Source organism: Gammaproteobacteria bacterium (assembly GCA_022340215.1).
Taxonomy (GTDB): domain Bacteria; phylum Pseudomonadota; class Gammaproteobacteria; order JAJDOJ01; family JAJDOJ01; genus JAJDOJ01.
Genome location: JAJDOJ010000027.1, coordinates 1 through 26401 on the forward strand (window position 1 = coordinate 1; position 26401 = coordinate 26401).

The window sequence follows — 26401 nt, forward strand, 5'->3', positions numbered from 1 at the left end:
CAGCTCGATACAATCACGATGCTGGACGGGGTGCTGGTCGCATTTCTAGCAGAGGTGAGACGATGGGCGCCCCCTACACCTATTGGGGGTTGGCTCTGGTTCTTCGCCATCGGGACGGTATGGTGGGGTGCGCTGTACGCCGTAATGGAGCCGATTCTTCCCGGCCGTTGGCCTTGGGCAAGGGGGCTGTCGTTCGGCGTGATAGCCACTCTGCTGGTATGGCTGATGGTGTTGCCTCTTGCCGGAGCGGGCTATTTCGGCATGCAGCTTAGCGCGATTCAGCCGGTGGTGACACTGTTTGAGCATCTCGTGTACGGTGTGATACTAGGTGAGGCCTACGGGCGCCTGAATGCGCGGACGCGCTCACCTGATTCGCATTCCTCACACATGCTTAACCGCAGTGGGCGATGAAAGTATCAGAACGATAACCCCCCCCTGGCCTATGGGCGAAGCCGTGAGGTCCCTTCCCCTCGCGCTTACCGCTTCGTTTTCTCTGAATCTTGATGAGATCTGTAGCCACCGAGGTTCCTTCTCCGTTATTTCATTGCTGTTGCGCCCTATTCACGTCCCGATTCCGATCTTCAGGCCAGAAAACGAGGCGATTATGCAGGGATCTTGGCCTATCAAGGATCGCCGTGGGACTCGTCGGGGATCAAGCGAAAGGTCGGGCTCGTCTCAGTCCACCTAGACGCCGGCGATTTCCGGGCAGCCCCGAATCTCTTCGAGCGCGCCGTTCACCAGTCGGTGGATGGAGAATCCATCGCCCATGCCGAGTGCCGTTTCGGCGAGCAGATTCGCCCGCCCTCGGGTGAAGCAGCGGATGGCAAGCTTGACCTCGGCGAGCAGCGCGGGGCTCATACTGAGGGTGTCGACCCCCATACCCAGGAGCAGCAATGCACCCGCCGGATCCCCCGCCATTTCTCCACAGACACTCACGGGCTTGCCCTGACGGTGGGCCGCTTCGATCACCTGATGAATGGCATTGAGCACGGCGGGGTGCAGGCCGTCATAAGGGGTTACAACCTGGGCGTTGTTGCGGTCCACCGCCAGCATGTACTGGGTCAAGTCGTTGGTCCCGATCGACAGAAAGTCCACATGCCGGATAAAAATCTCGGCGAGGTGGACCGAAGCCGGCACCTCGATCATCACCCCGACCCGCGGCCGCGCCGCGTCCTGCCCCTCTTCCTCCAGCTCTCGGTAGGCCCTTTCCAGGAGCCCCAGTGCCTCGTCGACCTCGCCGACCGTTCCGATCATGGGAAACAGCACCTGAAGATTGCCCAGTCCCGCGTTGGCCCGCAGCATGGCCCGCAGCATGGCCCGCAACTGAATCAGAAAGATCTCCGGTTGATCCAGCGAAAAGCGGATGCCGCGACAGCCGAGAAAGGGGTTGTCCTCCACGGCGGGGAAATAGGACAGCATCCTATCGCCGCCCACGTCCAGGGTACGCAGGGTAACGGGTCTCGGAGCGAAGGCTGCCAGCACCTCGCGATAGCTCGCGAGCTGGTCATCCTCGCCCGGAAGGATGTCGCTCAGCAGGAAGCTGTACTCGGTGCGGTAGAGACCGATGCCCTCGGCCCCGCTTGCCGCAGCGGGCGCGACATCGGCGGGGAGTCCGATGTTGGCATGCAAGGGGATACGGGTGCCGTCCAGGGTCTCGGCGGGCAGCTCGCGCGTAGCGGCGAGCCGCTCGGCGCGCAGCCCCGCTTCACGGATGCGCCGCTGGAAAATCGCGATGAGCTCGGGCGATGGCTGGATGTAGACCCGGCCCTCTTCCCCATCGACGACCATCTCACTCCCCGCCAAGCGACTGCCGGGCAAGGCCGCAAGGCTGACGACGGCAGGGATGCCCAGGGCGCGCGCAAGCACCGCCATATGTGATAGGGGCGAGCCGTGCGCGCTGACAATACCGGCAAGGCGCCCTGAGGGTACTGCGGCGATATGAGTCAAACCGAGCGTGTCCCCGACCAGGATGCAGCGCTCCGGGGACTCCGCAAACGCCGGCTCCGGGGACTGAAGCTGCGTAAGGACATATTCGCCAAGCTCGCGAATGTCATCCGCCCGGGTACGCAGGTAGGGATCTTCCATCTGCTCGAAAATCGCCGCATACCGAGAGATGGTCTCGCGCCAGGCCCCGGGAGCCCAGCTCCCGGCGCGGATGCGTTCGATCGTGTCCGGCACCAAGCTGTCGCTGCCCAACAGCATGGCGTAGACATCGAACAGGGACTCCACGTCCTCGGGCACGACGCCGGCGAAACCCTCGCCGCCGGACCGCAGCTCTTGCCGGGCTGCGGCGATTGCGGCTTTGAAGGCAAGCACCTCGGCGGCGACGTCTCGGACTTCCCGGTCCGGTATCGACTCGAGATTGGTCTGCCCACCCACCAGAACCACCCGACCGATGGCCAGTCCTCTCGCTGCCGAGATGCCTTGTACGAAGGGATCCCTGCAGCGCCGGCCGCCGAGCAGTGCGCTCACCGCGTCGATGGTCTCCGCATCGTGAACGGCCTTTGCCATCTGCGCCCCGAGACTGAGAAAAAACGTCACCTCATCCCTAGCGTAGGGCTGGTGTACCGGCTTCCAGGCCACCAATACCCCCAAGAGCTTGCGGTAGTGTATTAGCGATGTGCCAAGAAAGCTGCCGTCGCGCCAATGGGGAGTGTCAGTCAATAAACGGCAGTTGGGATGGGCGTCGGCATCGGTTACGACGATCAATTCTTTGCGCTCCGCCACGAGACCCACAAGGCCCTCTCCAAGTCCGACCCGGACGCTGCCGATCGAGTTCGGGGTCAGTCCTTCTGTGGCTGCCAGGACTAAGGCGATTGCCGGAAAATGGCGTACCAGATTGCGCCGGGTGAGCTGCGAAGCAGTGAACGGCTTGGGCAGGAAGCCCAAGACCGGTGCACAAGCAAAGCAGGGACAGCGCCGCGCCGGGATCGTTCGTCATCAAGGCGCGACAACAGGCGCATAGTCGAACTATGTCACTGTTGTCGCAACACAGAGGACGAACGAAAAGACAAGCAGGATGGTATGTCATTTGACAGAAATCGCCTTATATTACCAACCTCTTCAATCGAATATATCTGCCCGGTCCCGATCAGAGATCGGTCCTGTCAATTTGATGATCAGAAAATCGAAGCGGCGAAGATCCTGACCTCACCCTTCTCATAGCCGAGCACCATCCTGCCCAGCCATTCACCTTCCTTCTTCTTGCTTCTCACACGGTACAGCACGGTCACATGCTGACCACGCCGGATGAGACCCAGATAGTCCCATTCTTCAGAAAGGTTTCGGGTCAGTTCACTCCTGGCGAACTGCTTGCCCACTTCTACCTCGTTGAGGCCCAGCAAAAGGTCGTAGGAGAACTTCCTGATGAACTTGCCGTACTGTCCCTTGCTGGAGTACTTGATCAGGTCCCTCCACATCGGGTGAGCGATCTCCAGAATCTCCTCATCGGTGTGATCGATGATGTTCTTGAAGACTTGCCCTTCTTCGGTCGCTTCAGGTGCGTCATTCCTCGTATTCATCTATCTACCGCGTCACTGTATTGATTTCATCGAAAAACGAAAAAAGACCAACATGTGTTGATCTTTTTCTTCTCGTCCGGGAAATCCAGGGATCCCTGCGATGAGCAGGAATCCCTTTCTGTTTTCCTGTTAGGTATCTGACTACTCGTTTTCACCAACCAGGTGATAACAAGGAGCCTTCTCCATGGTGTAATCGCCTGTCTCCGGATCACGTCGAGAAACGGTCAGCACATGCCAGTTCTGATCATCCAGCTTCATTGCATCACCACGGTAGTAGTAACCCGGCCAACGGGTTTCCTTGCGGAACAGCGTGTGTTGCATGACGGCCTCGGAGGTAAGGTGGCGATGCTTCAGCTCCCATGCACGTAGAAGTTCATGGATGTCCTCTGCAGCTATCTTCTCAAGGTCCTCTTCCATCGTCTTGAGTTTCTTGAGACCGATGTGCAGCAGCTTTTCGTTGGTCATGTAGTTGACCGTCACGCCGCCGCAGTACTCGTCCATCAGTTTCTGCAGGCGATCCAGGCCCTGGCGCGGGTTGATGTAGTTCGGGTTCACCGAACCCGCGGTGATCTCATTCCGGTAGGTCTTGTAGTGCTCCATCGGCTTGAAGACCTCTTTCTTCCGGCGATTGATCTGCTCGTCGGATACACGGATACCTTCGGCCTTGCCGTCATCGATATACCTGCAGGCAGCCTTGGCAGCCAAGCGACCTTCAGTGAAGGAACCGGAAGAGAATGCGTGCGGCGTACCACCGACTGCGTCACCGGCCCCGAACAGGCCTTCGACTGTGGTCATACGGTTGTAGCCCCAGAAATACTCTGGCGGCGATACATCCTCCGGACCTGAACACCAGGCACCACAACCGGTCGCGTGAGAACCCATGACATACGGCTCGGAGGTTGTCAGTTCCGGATTCTCATACTTCGGATCGACATCGGTCGCTGCCCACAATACGGCCTGACCAACGGTCATCCCCAAGAAGTTATGCCAGCCGATCTCTTCGAGATGAGGGTCCTGGAAGGCTTCCATCGTGACCATGTGTATCGGTCCACGGCCGGCATTCACCTCCTGGATGAAGGCGTGGTTACGCAGACAGGTCGGTATCGGTCGATGGGTTGCGTGCGAAGCTTCTACATCCAGATATTCCTTACCCACCATTTCCTGTAGTTCGGGGAACCATTTGGATTCGTACTCTTCTCCCACACCATTTTGCGTGTAGGTCTTCAGATGCAGGAAGTATGCGCCCACCGGGCCGTAACCGTCCTTGAACCGAGCGAGAACGATCCTGTTCTCCATCTGTGTCATTTTCGCGCCAGCGCCAATCATCAAACCATAGGCTGAACCCGATGACCACGGCGCATACCAGACACGACCTGCACCTTCACCAACCGAGCGCGGCTTGAAGATGTTGGATGCACCACCGGCACCGACGATAACCGTCTTGGATTTGAATACGTGGTAATCTCCGGTACGTACGTTGAAGCCAACAGCACCGGCGACGCGGTCTTCTTTGGCTTCATCCATCAGCAGATGGGTTACGCAGATACGGTTGAACACCTTGTCAGCCGACTTCTTCGCGGCCTCGGCCACGATGGGCTTGTAGGACTCACCGTGAATCATGATCTGCCATCGCCCTTCACGCTGGTAAGCTCCCGTCTGGGGATTGCGCATCAGTGGGAGACCCCACTCCTCGAACTGGTGAACGGCTGAGTCAACGTGACGCGCCATATCGAACAGCAAATCCTCACGCACCATACCCATCAGGTCGATCCGCGCGTAACGGACGTGGTCCTCCGGGTTGTTTTCACCGAAGCGGGTTCCCATGTAGCAGTTGATCGCATACAGGCCCTGTGCCACGGCACCGGAACGGTCGATATTCGCTTTCTCAGCGATGACGATCTTCTTGTCCTTGCCCCAGAATCGAGCTTCAAAGGCAGCTCCGGTACCACCGAGGCCCGCACCTGCAACCAGAATGTCGATGTTGTCTTCTACGATGGTTTTGTAAGCCATTAGTAGTACACCCCTTCTTTCATTTCCAGGCCGTTTGACTCGAGCGTATGCAGGTCACCATCGTCGAGGCGAATGTACTTGGGCTCGTTGAACAGCAGTTGGCTATCACGCATCTCCTGGCTGGGAGAAGATGCGTCAGCGAGTTGAGGAATCGCCTTACCCCAGGGTTTTGTCGTAATGGGCGCAAGCAGGTTCAAGTCCTTTTTACCGTTGCGGAATTTGATGCGCCATGCAATGACACCTTTTTCCTCATCACGGATCACTCGTACCGAGTGGCCCAGTGGGGCGAAGTCTGCGTAACCCCGTACATCGATTGCCTGGTGCGGACACGCTTTAACGCAGGAGTAGCACTCCCAGCACATATTGGGTTCGATGTTGTAGGCACGGCGGGTAACCTTATCGATGTGCATGATGTCCGAAGGACAGATATCTACGCAGTGACCGCAACCATCACAACGGGTCATGTATACAAAAGTCGGCATGTGTTTCTCCTACCCTTTGTGAATGGGTAATCAGTAGTGCTGTGGCGCTTCGCGGTTGATGCCAAGCCCCATGTTCGGTGGGTTTTCACCCATATATTCCGGGATATCCGGATACCTTGCCTTTACGTCAGGATCCGTCGGCTCGGGAAGATCGGGCAGGTTCTCCTGAGAACCGTCGGCCTTGATCAACCGCTTCTGGAAGGCAGCAGCCGGCTTGAAGAACATATGCGCGAACTTGGACCACAAAACAGTACTAAACAACGTGGTGCTCGACACGACGAACAGAACGAAAAACAGCGTATTCCAGCCCGACGCGCCGACTGCCTGCAGGGCTGACCAGATTAGCGCGAACGTCGCCGTAGCGAGCAGCGAAACGATGAATATGTCTGCTTGGCGTAGTCGATACCACTGATGTCCTTCAGCGGAGACGTCAACTCTGATGAAGAACCAGAACCAGTAACCCCCAACGCAGAGCATCAACGCCCCGAGGTGCCACAACAGAGGCAGCCATGTCGGCGCCTGGTCTGCCGGTGTCGGATAGGCAAAAATCAGGACGGCGGTCGTCACGATGAACAGGACAAACCCGTACATGGTGAATAAGTGCGAGAGTCTGCGTTGCTGGTTAGCGAACTCCCCGGAAGTCAGGACTTCGTTTGCAACGGTTTTCAGCGCCAGCGCGGCCTTTTCTCCACCGCCAACAGAACGCTTTGCATTTTTTTGTGCCTGTTTCGAGTTCTCGAAAAAGTACTTGGCACTGCCTTTATGCACCATGTCGAGAATCGTGCCTGCGATGACCAGCAGAATCATCAGCACGACATATCCCTGCATGACAAAAGCAGGAATGTACGACGAGAGCTCGGCAAAGGGATTGGTCGTGATCATCTACGCGGGTTTCCTTTGGCGGTTGATAGGTAGCCACATAACGTAACTGTTCAGAATATGCAGCACAAGTCGTAAATTTTTTGTTTGGCATAAACAACGTTAATTGACTTTGGCTCCCCTCATGAATGCGCCCTGTCCATCCAGCCTCGGGAGACCCTGCCGCTGCAGCGGCAAGGTCTCCCCCGTCGTGCTTGCGACGAAATGTTGGGGAGCCTCTTTTCCTGCGTCTGCCACGAGGGGCGGAATCGCCCCCAGAAATGGTAACCATTTGATTAGACTAACTTATCATTCCGAATCTCGTCCGACTGGGGAGGGAGTAACGGTCTTTGGCGCTCCACCCGTTCCTGCGGAGAAGACTGTGGGGCGACCCTCAAAAACCATCCGCCCGATGTGTGCAGCCCCATCGGGGAGCGTCAGGGCCCGGCAGCCAGATTATTCGGGACTCCACCGATGCCACGTGGCGGAAAATTCTCAGGAATGCTCATCACATACTACCCCGGCACCTGGAAATAATCTCCTGACTTAATTTGTGGAATTGACAACGCAGCCTGTTTGACGTTGGTCAAGAATGTATGTCTGGACTGAAATAAAAACCGTCCTGACACTTGAGTAAACTCCGTTTAACGACTACCAAACGGATCGTCGGACAGCAGGACGCCAATATAGGGCGCATATGTCAAGACTGCGCCTTGCGCGGAACCCAATCCGTTGAAGGCTTTCATAAACTCAGTCAGGCAAGCGTCATTCTGTGGATTTTCTTTGAGAGCATTTAACGCGGAAACTATCGGCTTAATGTCTTTGGGATTCAGATGCCTTTCAAGCATCTGAATCGCGGTATCGACTTTTGCGGCATCGATATTTTTCCTGAGGCGAGCTATTTGGGCTTTGTCGGAATCCTCGAATTCCGGTGGCTCTTCAAAGGTGTTTGCAGCCAGCGCGGCTGGTAGGGTGGATAAGCCGATACCCGCAAATGCGTTGTATTCCTCCAGAGCCCTTTGCTTCAGCGTATCGACAAAGGCATTGAACTCCTCGCGATTCGGCTTATTAATGAATAGCGAAAGTAATGGACCACAACTCACGCGGCTATGAAAGTCCAGATAAGACCGCCGAATCACAGGATCTGGATTCAATATGGACAGCACTACACTAAAGCTTTTTTCTTTAAATGGTGTTTTTATCCGAACCTTGACAACGTCATCAACTATTGCAAGCTCTTGAATTCCTTTGATTAGATGTTTCTGTATGAGTTTTACGGCCATGGCGAATTTCTGGTGCGCTTACGTTACTGGTTTCATGGTACATGAAGTTATCGATTGCCGACAGTAACGACGACGCCTACGACACTGCGATGATCGCCCTATCCCTCCGAACTGGAGTCGGACCTCACATGGCGGAAAGAAGCTCAATTGAATCTACCACAGGATTTCAGGCCACCGTCTCCCCGCACCGTCACTGTCCGGCGGCCGGAAAGGTGCCCGGAGATTACACGATGCGGATACCAGTCCATGAAGGCCGGCAGGTACATGAAACCCAGGCCATCGGAATTTAGGCGATTGCCGGAAAATGGCATACCAGATCGCGCCGGATTTTCGTTCGTCATCAAGGCGCGACAACAGGCGCATAGTCGAACTATGTCACTGTTGTCGCAACACAGAGGACGGACGAAAAGACAAGCAGGGTGGTATGTCATTTGACAGAAATCGCCTTACCGCAACACGAGACGGTCTTCGAGGTAGTCGATCGCCGCCTGTGAACTCGGGCGGTCAAAAAATGTCTGTGCCGGCGAGTGTTCTGTCGGCCGGCCCTTGTGTATGAACAGCACGTCGTCGGCAAGGCGGCGTGCTTGACCGAGGTTGTGAGTCACGAAAATGATCTTGGTGCCACGCTTGTGGGCGCGTTGTACGATCGCCTCGATCACCGCGGTCGACGCCGGATCGAGGCTCGCGGTCGGTTCGTCCAGGAACAGCACACGCGGTCGGGTGGCGAGCGCGCGCGCCAGCGTCAGGCGCTGCTGTTCCCCGCCGGACAGCAGGCGTGCCGGCTGTCCGGCGAGGTCCGCAAGGCCGACCTCGTCGAGCAGGCGCTCGACCTCGCCGTCAGCGACACGATCGCGCTGCTTGAGCACGAAGCGGATATTGGCCGCGGCTGAGCGGCGCAGCAGCACCGGACGCTGGAACACCATCGTCTGCTCGCGCCGCACTGCGGTGTCCAGGCGCCGCCCGCTCCACCGGATCTCGCCGCTGGTCGGTGTCAGCAGGCCGTGCAACAGGCGCAGCAGCAGGCTCTTGCCAGCGCCGTTGGGGCCCATCACGACGGTGCGACTATCGCGCGGGATGTCGAGGTCGATGCCGTCGATGAGGCGCTTGCCGCCGGCCTCGTAGACGAGACCGCGCACCTCGCCGATGGGCTCCGGCGATTCGCCAGCGTGTTCGACCGGCCGTGCCTGCCTGAGAGTTACCACGTCAGGCATAGGCGTCCCTCTTTGCGGTCAGGCGCAGCGCCATGACGGCAGCATTGACCGAGAGCGCGATCGCGAGCAGCACGATGCCGAGCGCCAGGGCCAGCGCCAAGTCACCCTTGGAGGTCTCGAGCGCGATAGCCGTGGTCATGACCCGGGTCAGGTGATCGATGTTGCCGCCGACGATGATGACCGCACCGACTTCGGCTATGGCGCGGCCGAAGCCGGCCAGCGCGACCGTCAGCAGGCTGTAGCGCGCATCCCACAGCAGCGCCGCAGCCTCACTGTGAGGTGGGATGCTCAGCGAGCGAAACTGCTCGGCATATTCGTTGTGGAACTGCTCGACGACCTCACGCGACAGCGCGGCGATGATCGGTGTGATCAGCACGGCCTGGGCAATGATCATGGCTTCTGGTGTGTAAAGCAGTCGCAGCCAGCCGAGCGGGCCGGCGTTCGACAACAGCAGGTAGATCAGCAGTCCGACCACGACCGGCGGCAGGCCCATCAGGGCGTTCATGACGATCATGGTCGCCGTGCGTCCGCGAAAGCGGCTCATCGCGACCAGCGTGCCGAGCGGCAGGCCGATCGCGCACGCGATCACGACCGCGGTCAGGCTGACGCGCAACGACAGTGCGATAATCTCCAGCAGATCCGGGTCAGCGGCGAAAACCAACCCGAAGGCCAGGCTGAAAGCTCCGCCGAAATCCTGCATGATTTCCGCCTCCGCCGAAAAATATGCAAACCTGAGCGTAACAGTGCGACATTTTCCCCGCCACGACAAGTTTCAAGCCGGACAGTGATGGGTGCCTTGCGTCCACCTGGCCGGGGCAGGAACGAACCGGGATCGGTCAGGATGTTGTAGCGCCAATGCGAGCGGAACACGACACCACGGCACAGACACGCACCGCGGCGTGGTTAGGCGATCTTTCAGGTGCGTTCGCTGACCTGGGTACCTTCCTGCCGCTCGTGCTCGGTGTTGTTGCAGTGCAACAGGTCGATCTGACCGGACTGCTAGTCGGCTTCGGTGTGTTCGCGCTGGTTACGGCGCTGGTCTACCGTCGTCCGGTGCCGGTGCAGCCGATGAAGGCGGTGGCTGCTGTCGTGATTGCCGGTGGCCTCAGTACCCCCGGTCTGGTGGCGACCGGTCTGTTGCTGGGTGTCCTGCTGATCGGCCTGTCCGCGTTCGGCCTGGTAGGTCGACTGGGGCGGCTCGTCCCTCAAACGGTGATGAGCGGCATCCAGCTCGGTGTCGGGCTTTACCTGGTGTGGGCCGGCGTCAAGCTCATGATGCAGCAGCCGTGGCTGGGCATCGCGGCGCTTGTCGTGCTGTTGGGGCTGCAGCAGACCCGCCTCAAACCACTCGCGGCGTTGGTCGTCATCGCCGCGGCCACCGTCTGGGGTATTGCACTTGCACCCGGCAGCCTGCCGGCGGTTGATGTGGCATGGTACCTGCCGGGATTCCACCTCCCGGGGCCGGCCGCTCTGTGGGAGTCGTCCCGTGACGTGCTGCTGCCACAGCTGACATTGACCCTGACCAATGCGACAGTCATCACCGCGGCGATTGCCGCCAATTACTTTCCACACGACCACGCGCGCATCACGCCGGACCGGCTGGCGATGTCGACCGGCGCGATGAACCTCGTGCTAGCGCCGTTTGGCTGCTTTCCGATGTGCCACGGCGCCGGCGGCCTGCTCGTGCAGTACCGCTTCGGCGCGCGCACGGGATTGGCACCGGCGATCTTCGGAGCAACGTGCCTGGCGATGGGGCTGCTGGCCGGCCCACAGGCATTGACGCTGTTGGCGCTGCTACCAATGGCGGCCATCGGTGCGATGCTGCTGGTTGCCGGCAGCGAGATGGCGATCACCAAGCGTCTGCGTCGCGCATCTCGTGACCGGTTGTTCGTCATCGGGGTGACCGGGCTAAGCGGCGTACTCGCCAATGTCGCGATTGCGTTGCTGGTCGGCTGGCTGCTGGAGTGGCTGCGCGCTCGTCTGGTTGACGATGAGGCACGGGTTTAGGCTCTGTTGACATTCATCGTGGACGGCGGCTTTACGGATCTTTTCCGTCCTGACGGCGTTGGATTCGACTTGCAATGGGGCGGCATTGCGCATCGAATCCGCCTTGTCAGGACGAAAAATCCCTCGAAAATCCACTCGCCCAGATAAATGTCAACAGAGCCTAGCGCCCACCTGGAAGACACGTTCTCCCCACTGGAATAGGAACTCGTTCAGGCAGGCGAGCAGCGAATTGACGATCTGGATACCGCTGTCCAGTTCGCAGTTGTCCAGTAGCAGTCCGAATTCGTCACCTCCGAAACGGCCCAGTGTATCCCGTCCCCGGCCCCTGCTCAGCAATGTGCTGGTCAGTTGCTTCAGCAGTTCGTCACCGGCGCCGTGGCCCGCCGTATCGTTGACCACCTTGAACGGGTCCAGATCCATGTAGCAGAGGACATATTCGGATCCGTTCCGTTTTCCGCGGGCTCGTGCGTTTTCCAGACGGTGCATGAATTCCCTCCAGTTAACGAGGCCGGTCAAGGCATCGTGCTTCGCCTGATGTATCACCTCCTGGGCAAGCTGGTGTTCTCCGGTAAGGAGCATCAACGCCAGAATGATGTGCTGAGGATCCCCTTCAATGAGGAATCGGATCGCACTGGGTATTATGATGGGCACCGAGAACGCGAGATAGGCCGACACCAGCGGGGCGAATACGGCGACGGAGCCGCCAATCGGGCCTGCCAGCACCATGGCGATCATGAACTGAGCCTTTACGTTGTCTGCCGGGAACAGTGAAGATCATTGCCGATCCCCAGACCAGCCCGACGACCCCGGTCCCGGCAAGAAAGGAATATTCCCACTTCCCGTCGGCCCTATCCGGTGTATTCGCCGAAAGTAACCCAGGTAGATTGCGTGACGAGTCCCGGTGATGGCCAACAGGCTGGCGTACCAGAGCAGCAGGTGGGGCAGGGGCACCGTGTTTCGCAACGCGATCACCAGCAAGGCGCCTACTGAGATGCTGACGGCAAACCCCGTCCAGGAGTTCTGAAACAGGCGTTTGACCTGCGCCGTGCGGGTTCGCATCCGAGGGTCGTTCATAAGGGACGGCGATTGCGAAATATCCATCTGAGTTAAAGATTAAAGATGCAACGGAGGCCGGGGGATTGCCTGCGAATTGGCGAAGCGCCGGCGAGACTGACGTAACCGGGACGCTATTTGACGATCGCTTCCAGTTCCCCCGTCTCCCCCTTGTTGTCCACCCAAGCGACCCGGACAACGTCACCCGGTTTGCCGCCTCTCAGGCTGAAGCCGAAATTGGGGTTGCTCGACATGCCCCATCCCCAGTCGCCTGACAGGACCCGCTTGCCGTTGCGTTCGGCCTCGACATATTGAACGAAGTGTCTCGGGACGCGTTTCCCTGTCACGTCGTCCATTCGGGCCCCAGTCTCCATCGGGTGACGGATGAGCACCCTCACAACCGTCTCGCCGTCCCTGAGCCATGCACGTATCTTATGTTGCCGTTTCATCGCGAGGTTCGCCAGTCTTAGTCTTGTCAGCCACAGGCCCCGGCCGTCGCCCTGACATAGGTCTGGTTGCGGTAGAGCCCTCCCTCGGCCCGCACGACGCCGACGACGTTCGTTTTGCCGGCGACCTTGATACGGACGTTGATTCCGCTCGAGACCTCGGGGGTCAGCGTAAAGCTGGCAATCAGCGGATTCGGGTTCTTCGCCGAGAAAATCGCGATCGATTGGGGGTTTCCCAGGGTCGTCGACACCGTCACGGGGACGTGAGTCGCGCTGGCTGCGAGTTCCGGTGCGTCGACCACTACGGCGTCGCTCTGTTTGACGGGCTCGCTGCCGAACAGTGCGGCAATGGCATCGGCGAGTGTCGTGGATTCGAAGGCCTTCTGCGGCCACTTCGCCGACGCGCGCAGCGGGGCGACCCATGCCGCGACTGGCAGTACGGCTATCGATATGAGATAGCCGAGAAAGGCTCGTCGATGCATGACCATCCCCTCCGCGGCATCGTTTCGAATTCGCAAAACGCCTGACTGCACTGTAAGTGTAGACCCTCATGCGGGTACCGACGCCGCGGGCCGCGCGGTTTGTCATAATCTCCTGCAACGAGAATGTCCCTTCCCGGAGCGCCTATGCACATGCGCCGACTGACAAGGACCATCAGCAACGGTGCGATCCGGGCGGCGCTCGCGGAGACGGAGCGCCTTGTCGCCATCGCCTCCCCGCTGGTCCTTTCGTCCCTGGCCAGCATGGCGATTTCGATCACCGACGTGCTGATGATGGGCTGGTTGGGACCGCTGGCGCTGGGCAGTGGTGCGGTCGCCAGTGACCTGTATTCGATCTTTTTCTACTTCGCCGCTGCGGTTGTGTCCGCGGCCACGCCGTTGATCAGTCAGGCGCGTGGTGGCCGGAGCCGCGTGGAAATCGCGCGCATCCAGCGCCAGTCCATCTGGCTGGGCGCGGTGATGGGTGGGGTCATGGCGGTACCCGTGTGGTATGCCGACATCCTGCTTGGCTGGCTACACGTGCAGCCGGAGGTGGTCGCGACCGGCGCGCCCTACGCACGGATGATGGCGATTGCCCTGCCCGTGTTCGTTCTCGACATCGCATGGCGGAATTTCCTCGTCGCGCACGAATCGACGCGAGTGCTGTTCTACGTGACCCTGAGTGCGATCCCGGTCAACGCACTCGGCAATTACATGCTGATGTTCGGAAATCTCGGCGCGCCCGACATGGGGTTGGCGGGCGCGGGCGTGGCGTCGATTGTCGCAGGTTTCTGGATGTTTTCGGTGCTGACAGTCTACACCCTGACCCGGCCGGCGTTCCGGTCCTACCGGTTGATGCGAGGACTCTGGCGACCCCGCTGTCGCGGCCTGCCGGAGTTCCTTCGTATCGGCGTACCGATGGGGTTTCACAGCCTGGGCGAGGTTGGCGCCTTCCTGCTCTCGACCGTCCTGATGGGCATCGTCGGCGCCGAGGCGGTGGCCGCCCACGCCGCCGCGCTGCGGGTCAGCGGGGTTCTGTATGCGGTTCCGCTGGGGCTCTCGCAGGCCGCGACGGTGCGTGTCGGATTCGGTGTCGGTGCCCGCAGTACCATCACCACACTGTACGCCGGGCGGATCGCGTTCGGTCTGGCGACGGCTACGGGGCTGACCTATCTGGCGGTGGTGGGCATCTACCACGATGCGATCGCCGGCTGGTTCATCACTCCCTCGGTCTCGAATGCCGAGATCTTCGCCCTTGCCGGCCTTTTTCTCGTGTTCGTCGCCGTCATGCAGCCCTTCGAATGCGGTGCGGTCGTCGTGCCCGGCATCCTGCGCGGGTTCACAGACACGCGTGTCCCGATGATCTATGCACTGGTGTGCTACTGGGGGATCGGTATCGGTGGTGGGTTGCTGCTGGCGTTTCCACTGAACCGGGGAGGTGTGGGGATCTGGATCGGTCTGCTGTCGGGGACCGTCGTCCTTTCGCTGCTGCTGACCGTCCGGTTCCTGCGTCGGGAGAGGACGATCAGACGGGGGAACGGGTCGGAGCCAGGCGGTCAGGATGCCGCGGCCGACAACGGTCTGACGCGGGCCCGCGTTCGGGAATAGCGCGCCGCGTCGATCGTAAAGAAGAAATGGTCCGCGCCCATCCGCTCATACAGGCCCAAGCGCGATTGAACGGCCTGGGACGCGGACTGCGTTACCAGGTTCCACGACGGCGCCTGATGGGCCCGATCTTGCCGGGCGAGGCCGGCTTCGTGGTTCAGCGAACCACCGGCAGGCCCGCTCCGATCCAGCCCGTCATGCCGCGGCGTACGATATGGACGTCGGCGAATCCCTCCTCGGTCAGCAGCAGGGCGGCCTTGGCGGAACGCCTGTCGGTGCGGCAGACGATAGCCACCGTACGTTCCAGATAGTCGCAGACCTCGCTCATTCGATCCTGCAGGTCCTCCAGCGGAATGTTGACCGCGCCCTCGATGTGCCCCTGCTCGCCGATGAAGTCTTCCGCGGTACGCACGTCGAGCACCAGCGGCGCGTCGTCCGATTCGAGCCGTTCCTTGAGGGTCGGGACGTCCATCGTAGGGCCGCGGCGCAGCGTTCCGACCAGTCGCGGAAGGAATGCGACGACCGCGATCAGGGCGAGGGCCAGTGCGGCTTTCTGCATCAGTCCCTCGCCGCCGGCGATCGCCTCGCGGCCCGCGAACCCCAGGTAGGTGTACGCGAAGGTGACAGGCAGCATGCAGACGAAGCTAGCGACAACGTAGTGCAGGACCCTGATGCGCGTCAGGCCCAGGGCGTAGTTGAGCAGATTGAACGGAAACAGCGGCACCAGACGAACGAAGGCGACGAAACGCCAGCCTTCCTCCTCGACGCCATTGATGAGCTGCTTCACGCGGCCGCCCGTCTTCTCCGCGACCCACTGCGAGGCGAGGTGACGTGAGATCAAAAAGGCGAGTGTCGCGCCCAGTGTCGCGCCGGTGAGGTTGTAGAGCGTCCCCAGTACCGGACCGAACAGGGCGCCGCCGGCCAGGGTGAAAATCGAGCCGGGGAGTAGCAGTACGGCGGCCGCGGCGTAGATCAATATGAAGATCAGCGGGGCGAGGGGGCCTGTGCCGAGAAGCCAGGCTTCCAGCGCCTCGGCATCGATCCGGTCGCGGTAGATCACCACCAGGGCGATACCGGTCACCAGGCCAAGTATCAGAAGAATTCGTATCAGCCGATTGTTGTTCACTCTGTATTCCTCTCGTCGCACCGACGCTGCCGGGGCAAGCACCCGGCATGTACGGTACGACCGGCCTGCCCGCCGGTATATTTCACATTCGTTACCGCCGGGACCGGTGCTATACTCATCAATTCTCGGGTTTTTAACTCAATTGATTAAGAGAGTATAAGGAACGGTTGACGGTGTCCCGCGAGACCTTCAAGCACGAGCTTTTTGCCCAGTTTGCAAGAATAGCCAAGGCGATGGGTCATGGTAACCGGCTGGAACTGCTCGAGCATCTCGCGCAGGGTGAACGCAGCGTCGAGGTCCTCGCGAAGGTTTCCGGACTGAGTATCGCAAACACCTCGCAACACCTGCAGCAGTTGCGCAATGCGGGGCTGGTGACCTGTCGCAAGGTCGGTCTGTACGTCTTCTATCGCCTCAGTGGAGACGATGTACTGGCCCTCATCGAGGACTTGCGCGATGTCGCACGGCGCCGTCTTGCAGACGTCGACCGCCTGATAAACGGCTACCTCACCGTCAAGGATGACATGGAGCCCGTGCCGGCAGAGGAGTTGCTGGCGCGGGCGCGCAAAGGCGAGGTCACCGTGCTCGATGTCCGTCCCGAAGAGGAGTATGCCGCCGGTCATCTCCCGGGGGCGGTCAACATACCCCTGGATGAACTCGAGAAACGGATCGACATGCTGGACAGGGATCGGGAGGTCGTCACGTATTGTCGCGGGCCACATTGCGTGCTGGCCTTCGATGCCGTGTCAAAGCTGCGCGAGCGGGGACGCTCGGCCAGGCGGTTGAATGTTGGATATCCCGAGTGGCGGCGCGCCGGCCTGCCGGTCGAGAACCGAAGCAAAATCTAACTCGCGTTTCCCTGACCTTTTCCAACGGTCCGGAACCGCATCGCTAGCGAACTGCAGCCTCCGGACCGGTGGTATCGCTGCCTGTCGTGCCAGGCAGTCAGAAGATGCTTCTCAGGGCAATAAACGTGACTGAACTGATTGCAGCCGCCGCGGGCAGGGTGCTGATCCAGGCCAGCACGATGGGTTTCATCAGACCCCAGTTGGCCTGGTGATTGACCAGGCCGATTCCCAGCACCGCACCGATCAGGATGTGAGTACTGGAGACCGGGATCCCCAGGGTAGAGGCCAGCAGCACGACGGCGGCGGCCGACAGTTCTGCTGAGAACCCGGAGGCCGGGTGCATCGTCGTCAGGTTGGTACCGACGGTCTGGATGACCTCTTTGCCGATAAACCACAAACCGGCAATCAGCGCGACACCGAGGGTGACCATCGCGATGGTTGGCACGGCCGCTTCGGAGCCGACCTCCCCGGTACGAAGCACTGCCAGAACTGCTGCGAACGGGCCAATCGCGTTGGCGATATCGTTCGATCCGTGACTGAAGGCGAATCCCGACGCGGTGAAGACCTGCATCCAGCTGAACAGCACGAAGGTCGACTTGCTCAGGGACTTGCCCTGCAGCGTCCTGGCGAAGATAAAGGTCGCCATCCACACTGAGGCGCCCACCATCATCATGATCAGGTAGTTGTGCAGGGTCGTCAGGCCGAGATCCAGGTTCTTGAGTCCCTTGAACAGCAGCATCGCCGAGATGATCGTTGCGCCGATCGCAGCGATGATCGGCACCCAGCCCTCCAGCGCGCGGTGGGCCTGGATATCGTCTCTCTTGCGGTCGATGTGGTACAACTCCTTGTAGTAGTCCGACTCGAGGTCGTCCTCGGCAAAGTCCAGCTCGGTGATCGCCTGGGCGTCACGCGCCATCGCACTGTTGTAGGCGATTTGCTGTATCTCGTTCAGGGTTTCGAAGGCCTTCCTGTACTCCTTCTTGTGCGCCTTCTTCTCCTGCTTGATCTCCTTGAGCTTTGCCTCCGCTTCTTCGTTGTAACGCAGGATGTGCTTCTTGATTATCCGGTTCGCGAGAAACCGCGTTCAGATCGATCTGGGCATGGCCATTACCTATGTCGGGCCACAGGGACTGCATATTCAGGGCTCGGGCGCCTTGGTCGATGGTGGAGGAGGAGACTTCAGTGTCTTCGTGTCAACGGGAGGCGGAAACCTCGCTATCAGGGATCTGACGTTCCAGCATTCGTCGCTCTACGGCATATTCGTCGAGATGCCTTCCGCTGCCACCGACGATCTCTGGGTCGAGCTGTACGACGTGAGTGCGCTGAACACCGGTTTGCACGGGGCCTACGTCAAGGATTGTAACGAGTCCGCCTGGGGCGATCCCTTGCTTTGCGACGCGGACGATACAGGCTCGGAGGCCGGTATCTTCCTGACCGGGAGGACGTGTCGCGTCGAAGGTGGTGGCACCGGGGAACTCGACTTCGACGGCGTGAGGGTGGACGAGCGGGGTGAAGGTGACATCGTCGCCAGCTTCAGCCATTGCCAGATCGACAGTAACGATGTCGATGGGCTGGAACTGGATGAAGCCCGGGAGGGTGACGTGTCCCTGAAGCTCGTGCGGTCGACATTTAATGAGAACGTTTTCTACAACGAAGCGGACCTGGATGACGGCGTCGATATCGACAAGGCCGATGAAGGAGGCATCGATGTCAAAGCCATTCGCCCAGAGATCGCTGATAACCTGGACGAGGGTCTCGATCTCGACGAGGCCGGGGAAGGTGGGGTCATGGCCCGGGTGATCGCGCTTGTTGCTAACGGGAACACCGACGAGAACATCAAGATCGACGAGGAGGACGCAGGCAGTCTGAAGCCAAGAATGAACCGTTCCAGTGTCAGGGGTAGTACGGGAGCGGAAGGCATGCAGCTGGAGGAGGTTGGTCCGGTTGACCTGGATGCCAAGGTCAACCGATCGGAATTCACCAACAATGATGACGTGGGCATCAAGGCGGTCCAGGGAGACGGCGGCGAAGGGCTGTTGGTGCTCGACAAAGGTCTCCCTGGAAGGCTATGCCGATCCCCAGGTCGAGGTCGAGGGTGTCGAACCGATCGAACGGCCCTGATCATCGGGATAGCCGTCCGATTCACTTTGGGTAAAATGAAGCCCGGCCACTGTTCTGACCGGGCTTTTGTTTCTTGATTGGAGTCTGTATTAAGAAGTCAAGCTGGGCCCCGATGCTTCCAGGATGTGGGCCCTGGCTCGGATTCATCCTTATCGGGAGCCGTCGTCGCATCAGTAGCCGATTTTTCTGCCGTCTTTCTCGCGAACCGCGATCAGGCTGGGACGTGACACCGCATTGGCCTCTCCGAGGTGGTTGGTCATCGGCCAGATCTTCTCGAATGCATCACCGTCGTTGGGATGCTGTATGGCGCAGTAGAACGTCCTGTTGTCGCCGGAGAACTCCGGTCCGCAGACCTCTCCGCCTGGTACCCCGCTGAGAAACTGCCGCAGCAGTCCACGTTCCGGTCCCTCGACAGGCACGGCGAATATGCCGTCGTTCTGTCCGAATCCATCGTCACCGCTGAAGAACTGGCCGTCTGTCGCGATCCACAGGTTACCGTCGTCGTCGTGCACCAGGTTGTCAGGGTCGGAGATGGGACTGACCCCTGACTCGACGGGATCGGCGATGTCGCCGAAACGGGTTTCGTGCTCCGGTACCGAAGGGTCCCCGCATTTAACGAGAATGTTCCAGGCGAAGGTCAGGGATCCGGCATCGTCGCCGTCCTCGATGAGTTCGACGATATGTCCGTGGGGATTCGGCCCCCGCGGATTGGCCTCATTCAGATCGTCGCCGCTGCGTTTGGAGTTGTTGGTCAAAGCAATATAGACGTGGCCGTTAACTGGACTGACCTCGATGTCCTCCGGTCGGTCCATGGGGGTGGCACCCAGAATATCTGCAGCGCCACGGGTATTGATCAGGACCTCGGCCTGACTCGCGAAGCCAGCCCGGTCCAGGGCATTGCCGGATTCCCAGACCACGGGCAACCACTCACCGGTGCCCATTTCGTCGCCTTTGGTGACCCCCGCATCGAAACGGGCAACGTAGAGGGTTCCCTTATCGAGCAGATTCAGGTTGTTCAGGCGGTTGCCCTCCTCGTAGCGTTCCCGGGTGACGAATTTGTAGACGTACTCGAATCCTGCATCGTCTCCGGAATAGATCGCGACGCGACCGTCACGGGTCACGGTCGCGGCCGCACCCTCATGCTTGAAGCGGCCGAGTGCGGTACGCTTTTTGGGTTTGTCCAGCGGGTTGTACGGATCGATCTCCACGATGTACCCGAAGCGGTTGTACTCGTTCGGGTCGCTGCCGCAGTCGAAGCGCCCCACGTGCCGTTCCCACAATCGCTCTGAGGCCTCGCTTTCGGCGGGAATCCGTTCGTTCAGTTCGCGGGTGCGCAGATACTCGGACGGAATGGCGTCGAAATTCGCAAAATACTGGTCAAAATTCTCCTCGCAGGTCAGCACCGTCCCCCAGGGCGTCTTGCCACCGGCGCAGTTGTTGAGACAGCCGCGCACCTCCGTGCCTGCGGGGTTGCCCAGGGTCTGCATCAGCGGATGGCCGCGAAGGGGCCCGGTTATCTCCATCGGTGTGGAACCGGTCACGCGGCGGTTGAAAGGCGAGGCGATGTTGAAGCGCCACTGCCCGCGTTCGTCGAGCACAAGTTCCACGATGGAGAAGCCGTGCGCCTCGATCTCGACACGCGTCTGTTCAAGGGTCGGGTAGGTCGCTTTGTCATAGTCCGGGAACATGTCCCGGGCCTTGGTATATTCGTGATTCACGACCACCAGGGCTCGCTCGCTGGACTTTTTCTTGAGGGTCGGATAGGCCTTGCCTAGTGCCGTGCTGACTTCTTCCGGCAGGTAATGTGTGGTGTAGACCCTGTCCAATATCGACTTCGGTAGCGGATACCAGAGGACCAGGTCCGCATTGAAGCCGAACTGCCGTGCCTGTGCCTGGGAAGTCTGGTTTGATACGTCGAAATCCGGCGCACCGGGGAATAGGGGGTCGCCCCATGCCAGAACGACATGGACCCTGTAGTTGGGCGGCACCATCACTTCCTGTTCATTGCCCGGCGGGACCGTACGAAACCGCAGCCTGCGCCGCGGGTCCGCGGCTACGGGTTTGTCTTCCGCCTTCAAACCCTCGCGTTCGAGCAGCACTGCCTGTGCGATCACGAGTGTCGCACCGAAAGCCGCCCCCTTCAGCAATCCGCGCCGATCGACGGCACGCTCGAGGATCGCCGAGAACGGCTCCGAAGTCCTGGGACGTGCGGCGCTACCGGGTAATACATCTGCGGAACCATCGTCGTCCCAGATCCCGCACGGGTTATTGGAACGGTTGTTTGTTTCTCTCATCGATCACATCCTCTTTTTTGGTCAAACGTATCCGTTGACTAACCGGTGGGTATCTCCGTAACCAACATTGGCGGAGACGGTATGACGCAAAGCGTATTCATCGCGGGTTTCACCACGATGAAGCATTGGTTACGCTTGTTGGAACTTCTTGTAACGTTCTGACTACGGTATTGTTACGAAATGGTTTCCGGTACCCGATCGAATCACAGGGCGACGTGCACAGAGAAACCTGCGCAAAATAACAGTTATGTCCCGCGAATGGAGTGCTGCAGGCCTGCTGGTATATGGCCCGGGTGTGGTTGATGATGGACGCGGATTGAAACGGTATACCCTGATCAATTTGTTTCTCATCGTGATTTCCGCCCCCTGGACCTTCGTCGGCTGGGACGTTCGGTTCGAGGTCCTTGGACTACCGTTCTGGGTGATCTACGCACTCACTTTCACGGTGCGATACGCCGTCTTTGTCGCGTTCGGTATCGAGCGGCTCTGGCGGCGCGAGTCCGAGGCGGAACGGGGGCCGATGACGGGTGATGTGTCCCACGCGCAGGGAATCGTGGGCCTCGGGATTACCCTGCGGATCCTCAGGGACTTCGCGCTCACCCGTACGGCGGCGGCCGCCTGGGTCGTGATCCTGTTCGTGGAGGCAGTGTTCGCCGCGGTCATGCCCAGTGCGGACAGTGCGCTGCTGTTAGTCGCCTCGTCGGTGACCCAGGACATCGTGTGGCCTGCCGGCCGCATTTAGGATCAACGCCGCTTGACCCGGTTGGGCAAGCTGATCTCGACGCTGGTCATGGCGAGATCGGCCAGCCTCGCGATCCTGCTGCCGCAGAACATCTGGCAACTGAAGATCAAGACCGAATTACCGGCCCAGACGGCGCCCGCGCTATTGCTCGGACTCCACTGGAAGCACCAGAAATCCGCACCCCTGGTCGCCGGATTTCTCACGGGCACCGGGATCACGCTCGGGTTTCTGATTGGTCATTTCCTGTTTCCCCAAGCTGGTCGTCCACCGCCCCTTTGGCAATCACGCCAGTGTCCTTGGGCTCGCGGTCAACATCGCCCTGATCTGGCATTGCAGCGGGCAGGCGGCGAGTCGTCCGAGGCTTCGGTTCGACACGCGAACAGGGCTGGTCGGGATGCCCCGAGGTAGCGGGGGCGTCTACTGCGCGAGCAACTCCTGCTCCATCGACAGGTAGACCCCGTAGGTATTGCGCCGGTGGGCGGCATCGAAGGCCGGAAGGTTCTCGAATTCTGACCAATCGGCCGAATCATAGGCCTCGTCGAAAGGGACCATCTCGTCGACCGCCGCCTTCATCACCGAACGGACCTGCCGCAGGTAATCTCGGGTCAGTGCCACGGCGGCATCCGGATCCTTCGCTGCGGCGCCATGTCCCGGTACCAGCGGCGTGAGATCCGTCCGGTCGAGTTTTTCCAGCAAATCGAGCCAGTGCGCCGTATCGGCGCCCCCCGTAAACGGAAACAGGGCGGCCAGAGAGGGAGTTCCCAGCGCGTCGATGACCACCACGCCCTTGTCGGTCACCACGGCCGAGGCGTTGGAGCTGAAACCCTGATTGTCGGTGGCCACTCCGGGGATGCCCTGCACGCAGTACACATGCTCGGAAACCTGTTTGAGTTTCATGTCGATGTCGGCGACTGGGAGGGCGGCGTCCGTGACGGAGTTCAATACGAGTGCAAGCCACAGTGCAGAGGGGATGAGTGTCTTCAGGTGGCGTATCGGGAGGTGGAGTGTCTTGGGTTGATTCTCGCGTCAGACCGAGTTTTTTGCCCTTTCAACCTTGCACGAATGTCCTCCGGCCCGGGCGTCGTAAACCGACATGATCTCCCTGAGTTCCTTCAATACCTTCCGCCGGTCGACGCAGGTGAGGCCGGTGATCTCGCGGGCGCACTTGCCCTGCTCCATCAGGGTGATGACCTGATAGACAACGGCGCAACCCAGGGCGCAGATCCGTTCGACACAGGCATCGACCTGTGTGACGAGGTAATGATCGTGATTAACGCTCATCGATTCACCCACCTCCATTCCATGGACGGTCGATTGTGCCTTGTGAGGTGGAAAAATCCAAAATCCCTTGCCTTGGCTGTGTATTCCGTCAATCGGAGAATCTAGCGCAGCGCGGCCGCAGCCGAATCCCATAACAATTGTAGTAATCCCGCCCGCAAAAGGTCGGATATCGGTGGGGGAATCACGATTGGCCCACACCCCCATCGGATACGCCAGGGTGGTAATCCCGGCTGGGTATCGACCCACGATGGTCGTATAATTGGCGCCCGGAGGCCGGATCCAGGCTCCATATCGCGACCCGGAACGTCTCTTGTCGAGAGGCGCCGAAAGCACCCGGGTCTCCAGACGCTGGCGTAGCTCAGTTGGTAGAGCAGCTGATTTGTAATCAAAGCCGACGACTGTCGCTTGATCTTCCCAGCTACGTCTCCATTGAGGCGTAGCGGTCAGCGCATCCAACCACTTGCCAGTCGTGCTGCTCCCACCGCGTTAACGCTGGAAGCAGAGCAATACCGTATGCAGGTATGTCACCGAATTTTTAGCACGTCGGTTCTCACCCGGCAACGATCAAGACGAAAATGTCTCGAGAAGATTGCGCATGCGATCCATGTCCGGATGTACATACTGCATCGTCGTGCTGATGTTCGTGTGACCGAGCAGTTCCTGCAGCGTGCGAATATCCTTGGATGCCGCCAACTCGGTGACCATTGTGTGGCGCAGACGGTGCGGCGAGATGCGGATATTGGTCGCCTTCGATAGGCGCCAGAAGGTCGCACCCAACTGATCGACTGTCATCTCCTTGTCAGAAAAAGGCGGTGACCTTACTGGACGCTTTAGTTGTTCGGCATTGATAAGTGTCATTACGGGATTGGGTTCAGGAATTTCGATCCCGAGGGCTGTTTCGGCGTTGGGAATGAGCATCACTTTCACGGTTGAAGTCCTGCGGTCTTTGGCGACTTGGCAGGTCCAGACGTTCGTGTCTTTCTCGGTCTTCGCGTGAAGCCTGATCTTCTGGAAACGCTTCTGCGCGCGCTCCCAATGGTGGGGGCTGAAGTCGCGGAATATCCCAGGTGTGATCAGTGCGAGGCCTTCGGTCAGCACGTGAACGCGTGCGCGGGGCGTGTTGATCTCGATGCGTCGCTCACGGATGTTGGTTTTTAGCCACTCAACGAAGCGCTGGCCGAGGTCCGTGTTGCCCTCGTCGTCGGCCGATGAATCGGTTGATGTCGTAGCCAGTGCCGCTGCCGAACGGGCCCCGCCCGTGTCCCGCTGACTCATCGTCGCTGGATCTGAAGGGGCAATCGGTGAAGAGTCGCTGTCGGGCGCCCCGCCAGAACCTAGACGGCCGGCCGGCAATTCCGAGTCGTTCGCAGGCGAGTTGTGGGGCGGGGCGTGCTTCCCGCCAGAAGATTCGATAATCTGCTCGTCGCACGCTCCAGCGCTTGCTGTACCAGAATCAGGAGATCGCGCAGACGGCGATACCGAAAGATTGGCGGTGGTTGGCACCTCCTTGAGATCCGGCCAGATCTGGGTCAGCTCCATCCGTAGTCACGACAACGTCTGACACCAGTCACCGATCCGGATCTCACAAAACCAGACTGCCTTGTCACCATTGGCATTGATGATGTGCCACTGCTGCAGCTCATCCATCAGTCGATCGTTGCGCCCCGGGATTCCCGTCTGACCTTTTCTCGTGAGATGTTCCTGCAGGTCGTCGAGTACCCGCTTGGAAACAAGCCACAAGCTGCCTTCAGCAACGAACCCGGAGGCGCCCGGGCGGTTGAGCGTGACCGTGCCTGCTCGGACCATTTGCCGCAGACCGGTCAGCAGCCTTTCGGCAAGCGGTTTGGCGCGCGCTGCCGGCGACCGCGTGTGTACCCCACCGGACAAGTCGCGGGCGACCGAGGTACCGTCTGCCGCATGAGCGATCGTTGCCAAAGGCCCTGCGTCCTCGGTCCCGCTGATGGTGGCAAGCCATGCATCGAACACGGCAGGTTCCGACGCGAGCCAGTTCAGACCGACCTGCGGCAGTATCCTGTGCACGAGCAGCGGTGGCATCAGCGTATGCCGGTGATACTCGCGCTGTGGGTTGAAGCGAAAGCGGTACTGGGCCCCCATCGGGAGCATTCCAGTCAGTGGCTGCCAAATCCGCGGCTGCGTGTCGGTCGGTGATATGTAGGTCACCACAAGGTCTGAGATCGGCTTGCCAACGTCGTGGAGTAGGGCAGCGGTTACGGTAGCGTAGGTCCAAAGGTCCTGCTGGCTGGCGATCTCTTCAGCCGTCGCGCCTGCAGGCAACAGCTGATTCCGGCGCAATGTCAGTGCCTCGAGCATCGTCTCTAGGCCGTGACGCAAAAGACCGCCAAGCTCAGGCGTGATGATGCGCCTCGGAAGCCGGCAAGCGCTGGCACAGCGCAGCGTAGTTGTTCAGTACTGGTACGTAGACCTCCTGCCAATGGCGCTCAGGCAGACCAACCGCGCCGCGGATAGATTTCAACAGCGGACGGAAGGGCGCCAGCACCTGAGGCGAGGGCGCCACCGGGAGATGCCCCGCTGCGATCGGCTCGGTTGATTTGGCTGCTGACAATACTAGGGACCACATGCGGGGTAAGGTGCATGTTTGCAGCTATCGGGGGGCGATCAATTACTCCCCGGTGCGGGCGGGATTATTGGGTTGATGGAGTAAATCAGATGCTAGGTGACCCACAATTGGTACAATCGCATCAAAATTAAATGATTTGCGACATCAAAAAGCCGGAATGATCCGATACAAGCTCAAAGAATTGATTGCGCAGAAAAGTTTTGTTGAAGACCGCAGGGTGACCTTGGACGAGGTTGCGGAGGCCACCGGGATCTCCCGTAACACGCTCTCGCGCATCGCGAATACCCGCGGTTACAGCACGACGACCGATGCAATCGGTAAGCTCTGCGACTATTTTGATTGTGAAATCAGTGAGTTAATGGAACGTGTGGTGTTGGCTGACAACAAGAAAAGCAAGTAGGGGGCTGCCTTCGGGCATTTCGATCAGTATATGGAAGT

24 protein-coding genes and 2 pseudogenes are annotated in these 26401 nt (G+C 59.8%); 8 read left to right on the forward strand and 18 right to left on the reverse strand.

The window, feature by feature from the left end; translation table 11 throughout:
* On the forward strand, window positions 1-411 hold a 411-nt coding region (locus tag LJE91_01760; GenBank protein ID MCG6867481.1), incomplete at its 5' end, for a hypothetical protein.
* Between the two features lie 273 nt (window positions 412-684).
* Here LJE91_01760 and ptsP read toward each other — a convergent pair.
* The 8 genes from ptsP to LJE91_01800 all read right to left on the reverse strand — a co-directional run bounded on the left by ptsP (window position 685) and on the right by LJE91_01800 (window position 10065).
* A complete protein-coding gene (ptsP, locus tag LJE91_01765; protein MCG6867482.1) occupies window positions 685-2889 on the reverse strand; it encodes a phosphoenolpyruvate--protein phosphotransferase in 2205 nt (734 codons plus the stop codon).
* Between the two features lie 230 nt (window positions 2890-3119).
* Complete coding sequence (locus tag LJE91_01770) at window positions 3120-3521, reverse strand: hypothetical protein (GenBank protein ID MCG6867483.1); 402 nt, start codon at window positions 3519-3521, stop codon at window positions 3120-3122.
* 141 nt (window positions 3522-3662) lie between these two features.
* Window positions 3663-5531 (reverse strand): adenylyl-sulfate reductase subunit alpha, encoded by a 1869-nt coding sequence (aprA, locus tag LJE91_01775; GenBank protein ID MCG6867484.1) that lies wholly within the window; start codon window positions 5529-5531, stop codon window positions 3663-3665.
* A complete protein-coding gene (gene aprB / locus LJE91_01780) occupies window positions 5531-6013 on the reverse strand; it encodes an adenylyl-sulfate reductase subunit beta (protein MCG6867485.1) in 483 nt (160 codons plus the stop codon). The genes aprA and aprB overlap by 1 nt, the downstream gene beginning before the upstream one ends.
* Window positions 6014-6043: 30 nt before the next feature.
* Window positions 6044-6895, reverse strand: a complete 852-nt coding sequence (locus LJE91_01785; protein ID MCG6867486.1) for an adenylyl-sulfate reductase — start codon at window positions 6893-6895, stop codon at window positions 6044-6046.
* A 620-nt stretch (window positions 6896-7515) separates the two neighbouring features.
* Window positions 7516-8154 carry a hypothetical protein gene (locus LJE91_01790; protein ID MCG6867487.1) on the reverse strand — a complete coding sequence of 213 codons (639 nt, stop codon included), beginning with the start codon at window positions 8152-8154 and terminating at the stop codon, window positions 7516-7518.
* Between the two features lie 446 nt (window positions 8155-8600).
* A complete protein-coding gene (locus LJE91_01795; GenBank protein MCG6867488.1) occupies window positions 8601-9365 on the reverse strand; it encodes an ATP-binding cassette domain-containing protein in 765 nt (254 codons plus the stop codon).
* Entirely contained in the window at window positions 9358-10065 is a 708-nt protein-coding gene (locus tag LJE91_01800) for an ABC transporter permease (GenBank protein ID MCG6867489.1), read from the reverse strand. Before LJE91_01800 ends, LJE91_01795 begins: the two co-directional genes overlap by 8 nt.
* Window positions 10066-10220: 155 nt before the next feature.
* Between LJE91_01800 and LJE91_01805 the strand changes: the two genes are divergently transcribed.
* On the forward strand, window positions 10221-11372 hold the full coding sequence (locus LJE91_01805; GenBank protein ID MCG6867490.1) for a putative sulfate/molybdate transporter: 1152 nt from the start codon (window positions 10221-10223) through the stop codon (window positions 11370-11372).
* Between the two features lie 150 nt (window positions 11373-11522).
* Here the strand turns inward: LJE91_01805 and LJE91_01810 are convergent, their stop codons facing one another.
* From LJE91_01810 to LJE91_01820, 3 genes are all read right to left on the reverse strand, one after another.
* Window positions 11523-12107: a diguanylate cyclase gene (locus LJE91_01810; GenBank protein MCG6867491.1), complete on the reverse strand. Its 585-nt coding sequence runs from the start codon at window positions 12105-12107 to the stop codon at window positions 11523-11525.
* Window positions 12108-12559: 452 nt separating this feature from the next.
* Window positions 12560-12874, reverse strand: coding sequence for a thiosulfate oxidation carrier complex protein SoxZ (gene soxZ, locus LJE91_01815; protein ID MCG6867492.1), 315 nt, complete (start codon window positions 12872-12874; stop codon window positions 12560-12562).
* 26 nt (window positions 12875-12900) lie between these two features.
* Window positions 12901-13353, reverse strand: a complete 453-nt coding sequence (locus tag LJE91_01820) for a thiosulfate oxidation carrier protein SoxY (protein MCG6867493.1) — start codon at window positions 13351-13353, stop codon at window positions 12901-12903.
* Window positions 13354-13503: 150 nt separating this feature from the next.
* On the opposite strand from LJE91_01820, the gene LJE91_01825 reads away from it, so the two are divergent.
* The gene (locus tag LJE91_01825; GenBank protein MCG6867494.1) at window positions 13504-14958 is read left to right on the forward strand and encodes an MATE family efflux transporter; all 1455 of its coding nucleotides are present in this window, start codon (window positions 13504-13506) and stop codon (window positions 14956-14958) included.
* Between the two features lie 154 nt (window positions 14959-15112).
* On the opposite strand, the gene LJE91_01830 is transcribed toward LJE91_01825, so the two are convergent.
* Window positions 15113-16081 (reverse strand): VTT domain-containing protein, encoded by a 969-nt coding sequence (locus LJE91_01830; GenBank protein MCG6867495.1) that lies wholly within the window; start codon window positions 16079-16081, stop codon window positions 15113-15115.
* 173 nt (window positions 16082-16254) lie between these two features.
* Here LJE91_01830 and LJE91_01835 point away from each other — a divergent pair, with 173 nt between their 5' ends.
* Window positions 16255-16926 carry a metalloregulator ArsR/SmtB family transcription factor gene (locus LJE91_01835; GenBank protein ID MCG6867496.1) on the forward strand — a complete coding sequence of 224 codons (672 nt, stop codon included), beginning with the start codon at window positions 16255-16257 and terminating at the stop codon, window positions 16924-16926.
* A 97-nt stretch (window positions 16927-17023) separates the two neighbouring features.
* On the opposite strand, the pseudogene LJE91_01840 reads toward LJE91_01835, so the two are convergent.
* Window positions 17024-17989, reverse strand: a pseudogene (locus tag LJE91_01840) (inorganic phosphate transporter).
* Here LJE91_01840 and LJE91_01845 point away from each other — a divergent pair.
* On the forward strand, window positions 17982-19124 hold the full coding sequence (locus LJE91_01845; GenBank protein ID MCG6867497.1) for a hypothetical protein: 1143 nt from the start codon (window positions 17982-17984) through the stop codon (window positions 19122-19124). The pseudogene LJE91_01840 and the gene LJE91_01845 sit on opposite strands and share 8 nt — an antisense overlap.
* A 93-nt stretch (window positions 19125-19217) precedes the next feature.
* Here LJE91_01845 and LJE91_01850 read toward each other — a convergent pair whose 3' ends face one another.
* Window positions 19218-21341, reverse strand: a complete 2124-nt coding sequence (locus LJE91_01850; GenBank protein MCG6867498.1) for a PhoX family phosphatase — start codon at window positions 21339-21341, stop codon at window positions 19218-19220.
* Window positions 21342-21588: 247 nt separating this feature from the next.
* Between LJE91_01850 and LJE91_01855 the strand changes: the two genes are divergently transcribed.
* Both LJE91_01855 and LJE91_01860 read left to right on the forward strand, forming a co-directional pair.
* Window positions 21589-22083, forward strand: a complete 495-nt coding sequence (locus tag LJE91_01855; GenBank protein MCG6867499.1) for a hypothetical protein — start codon at window positions 21589-21591, stop codon at window positions 22081-22083.
* 12 nt (window positions 22084-22095) lie between these two features.
* Window positions 22096-22491: a hypothetical protein gene (locus LJE91_01860; GenBank protein MCG6867500.1), complete on the forward strand. Its 396-nt coding sequence runs from the start codon at window positions 22096-22098 to the stop codon at window positions 22489-22491.
* A gap of 9 nt (window positions 22492-22500) precedes the next feature.
* On the opposite strand, the gene LJE91_01865 is transcribed toward LJE91_01860, so the two are convergent.
* The 4 genes and pseudogenes from LJE91_01865 to LJE91_01880 form a co-directional block, all read right to left on the reverse strand.
* Entirely contained in the window at window positions 22501-22980 is a 480-nt protein-coding gene (locus tag LJE91_01865) for a hypothetical protein (GenBank protein ID MCG6867501.1), read from the reverse strand.
* A gap of 129 nt (window positions 22981-23109) precedes the next feature.
* The gene (locus tag LJE91_01870) at window positions 23110-23364 is read right to left on the reverse strand and encodes a hypothetical protein (protein MCG6867502.1); all 255 of its coding nucleotides are present in this window, start codon (window positions 23362-23364) and stop codon (window positions 23110-23112) included.
* Window positions 23365-23928: 564 nt separating this feature from the next.
* Window positions 23929-24903, reverse strand: a complete 975-nt coding sequence (locus LJE91_01875; GenBank protein ID MCG6867503.1) for a DNA-binding domain-containing protein — start codon at window positions 24901-24903, stop codon at window positions 23929-23931.
* Window positions 24904-24909: 6 nt separating this feature from the next.
* Window positions 24910-25963, reverse strand: a pseudogene (locus tag LJE91_01880) (TraI domain-containing protein).
* 136 nt (window positions 25964-26099) lie between these two features.
* Here LJE91_01880 and LJE91_01885 point away from each other — a divergent pair.
* Window positions 26100-26363 carry a helix-turn-helix transcriptional regulator gene (locus tag LJE91_01885; protein MCG6867504.1) on the forward strand — a complete coding sequence of 88 codons (264 nt, stop codon included), beginning with the start codon at window positions 26100-26102 and terminating at the stop codon, window positions 26361-26363.
* Window positions 26364-26401 lie beyond the last annotated feature (38 nt).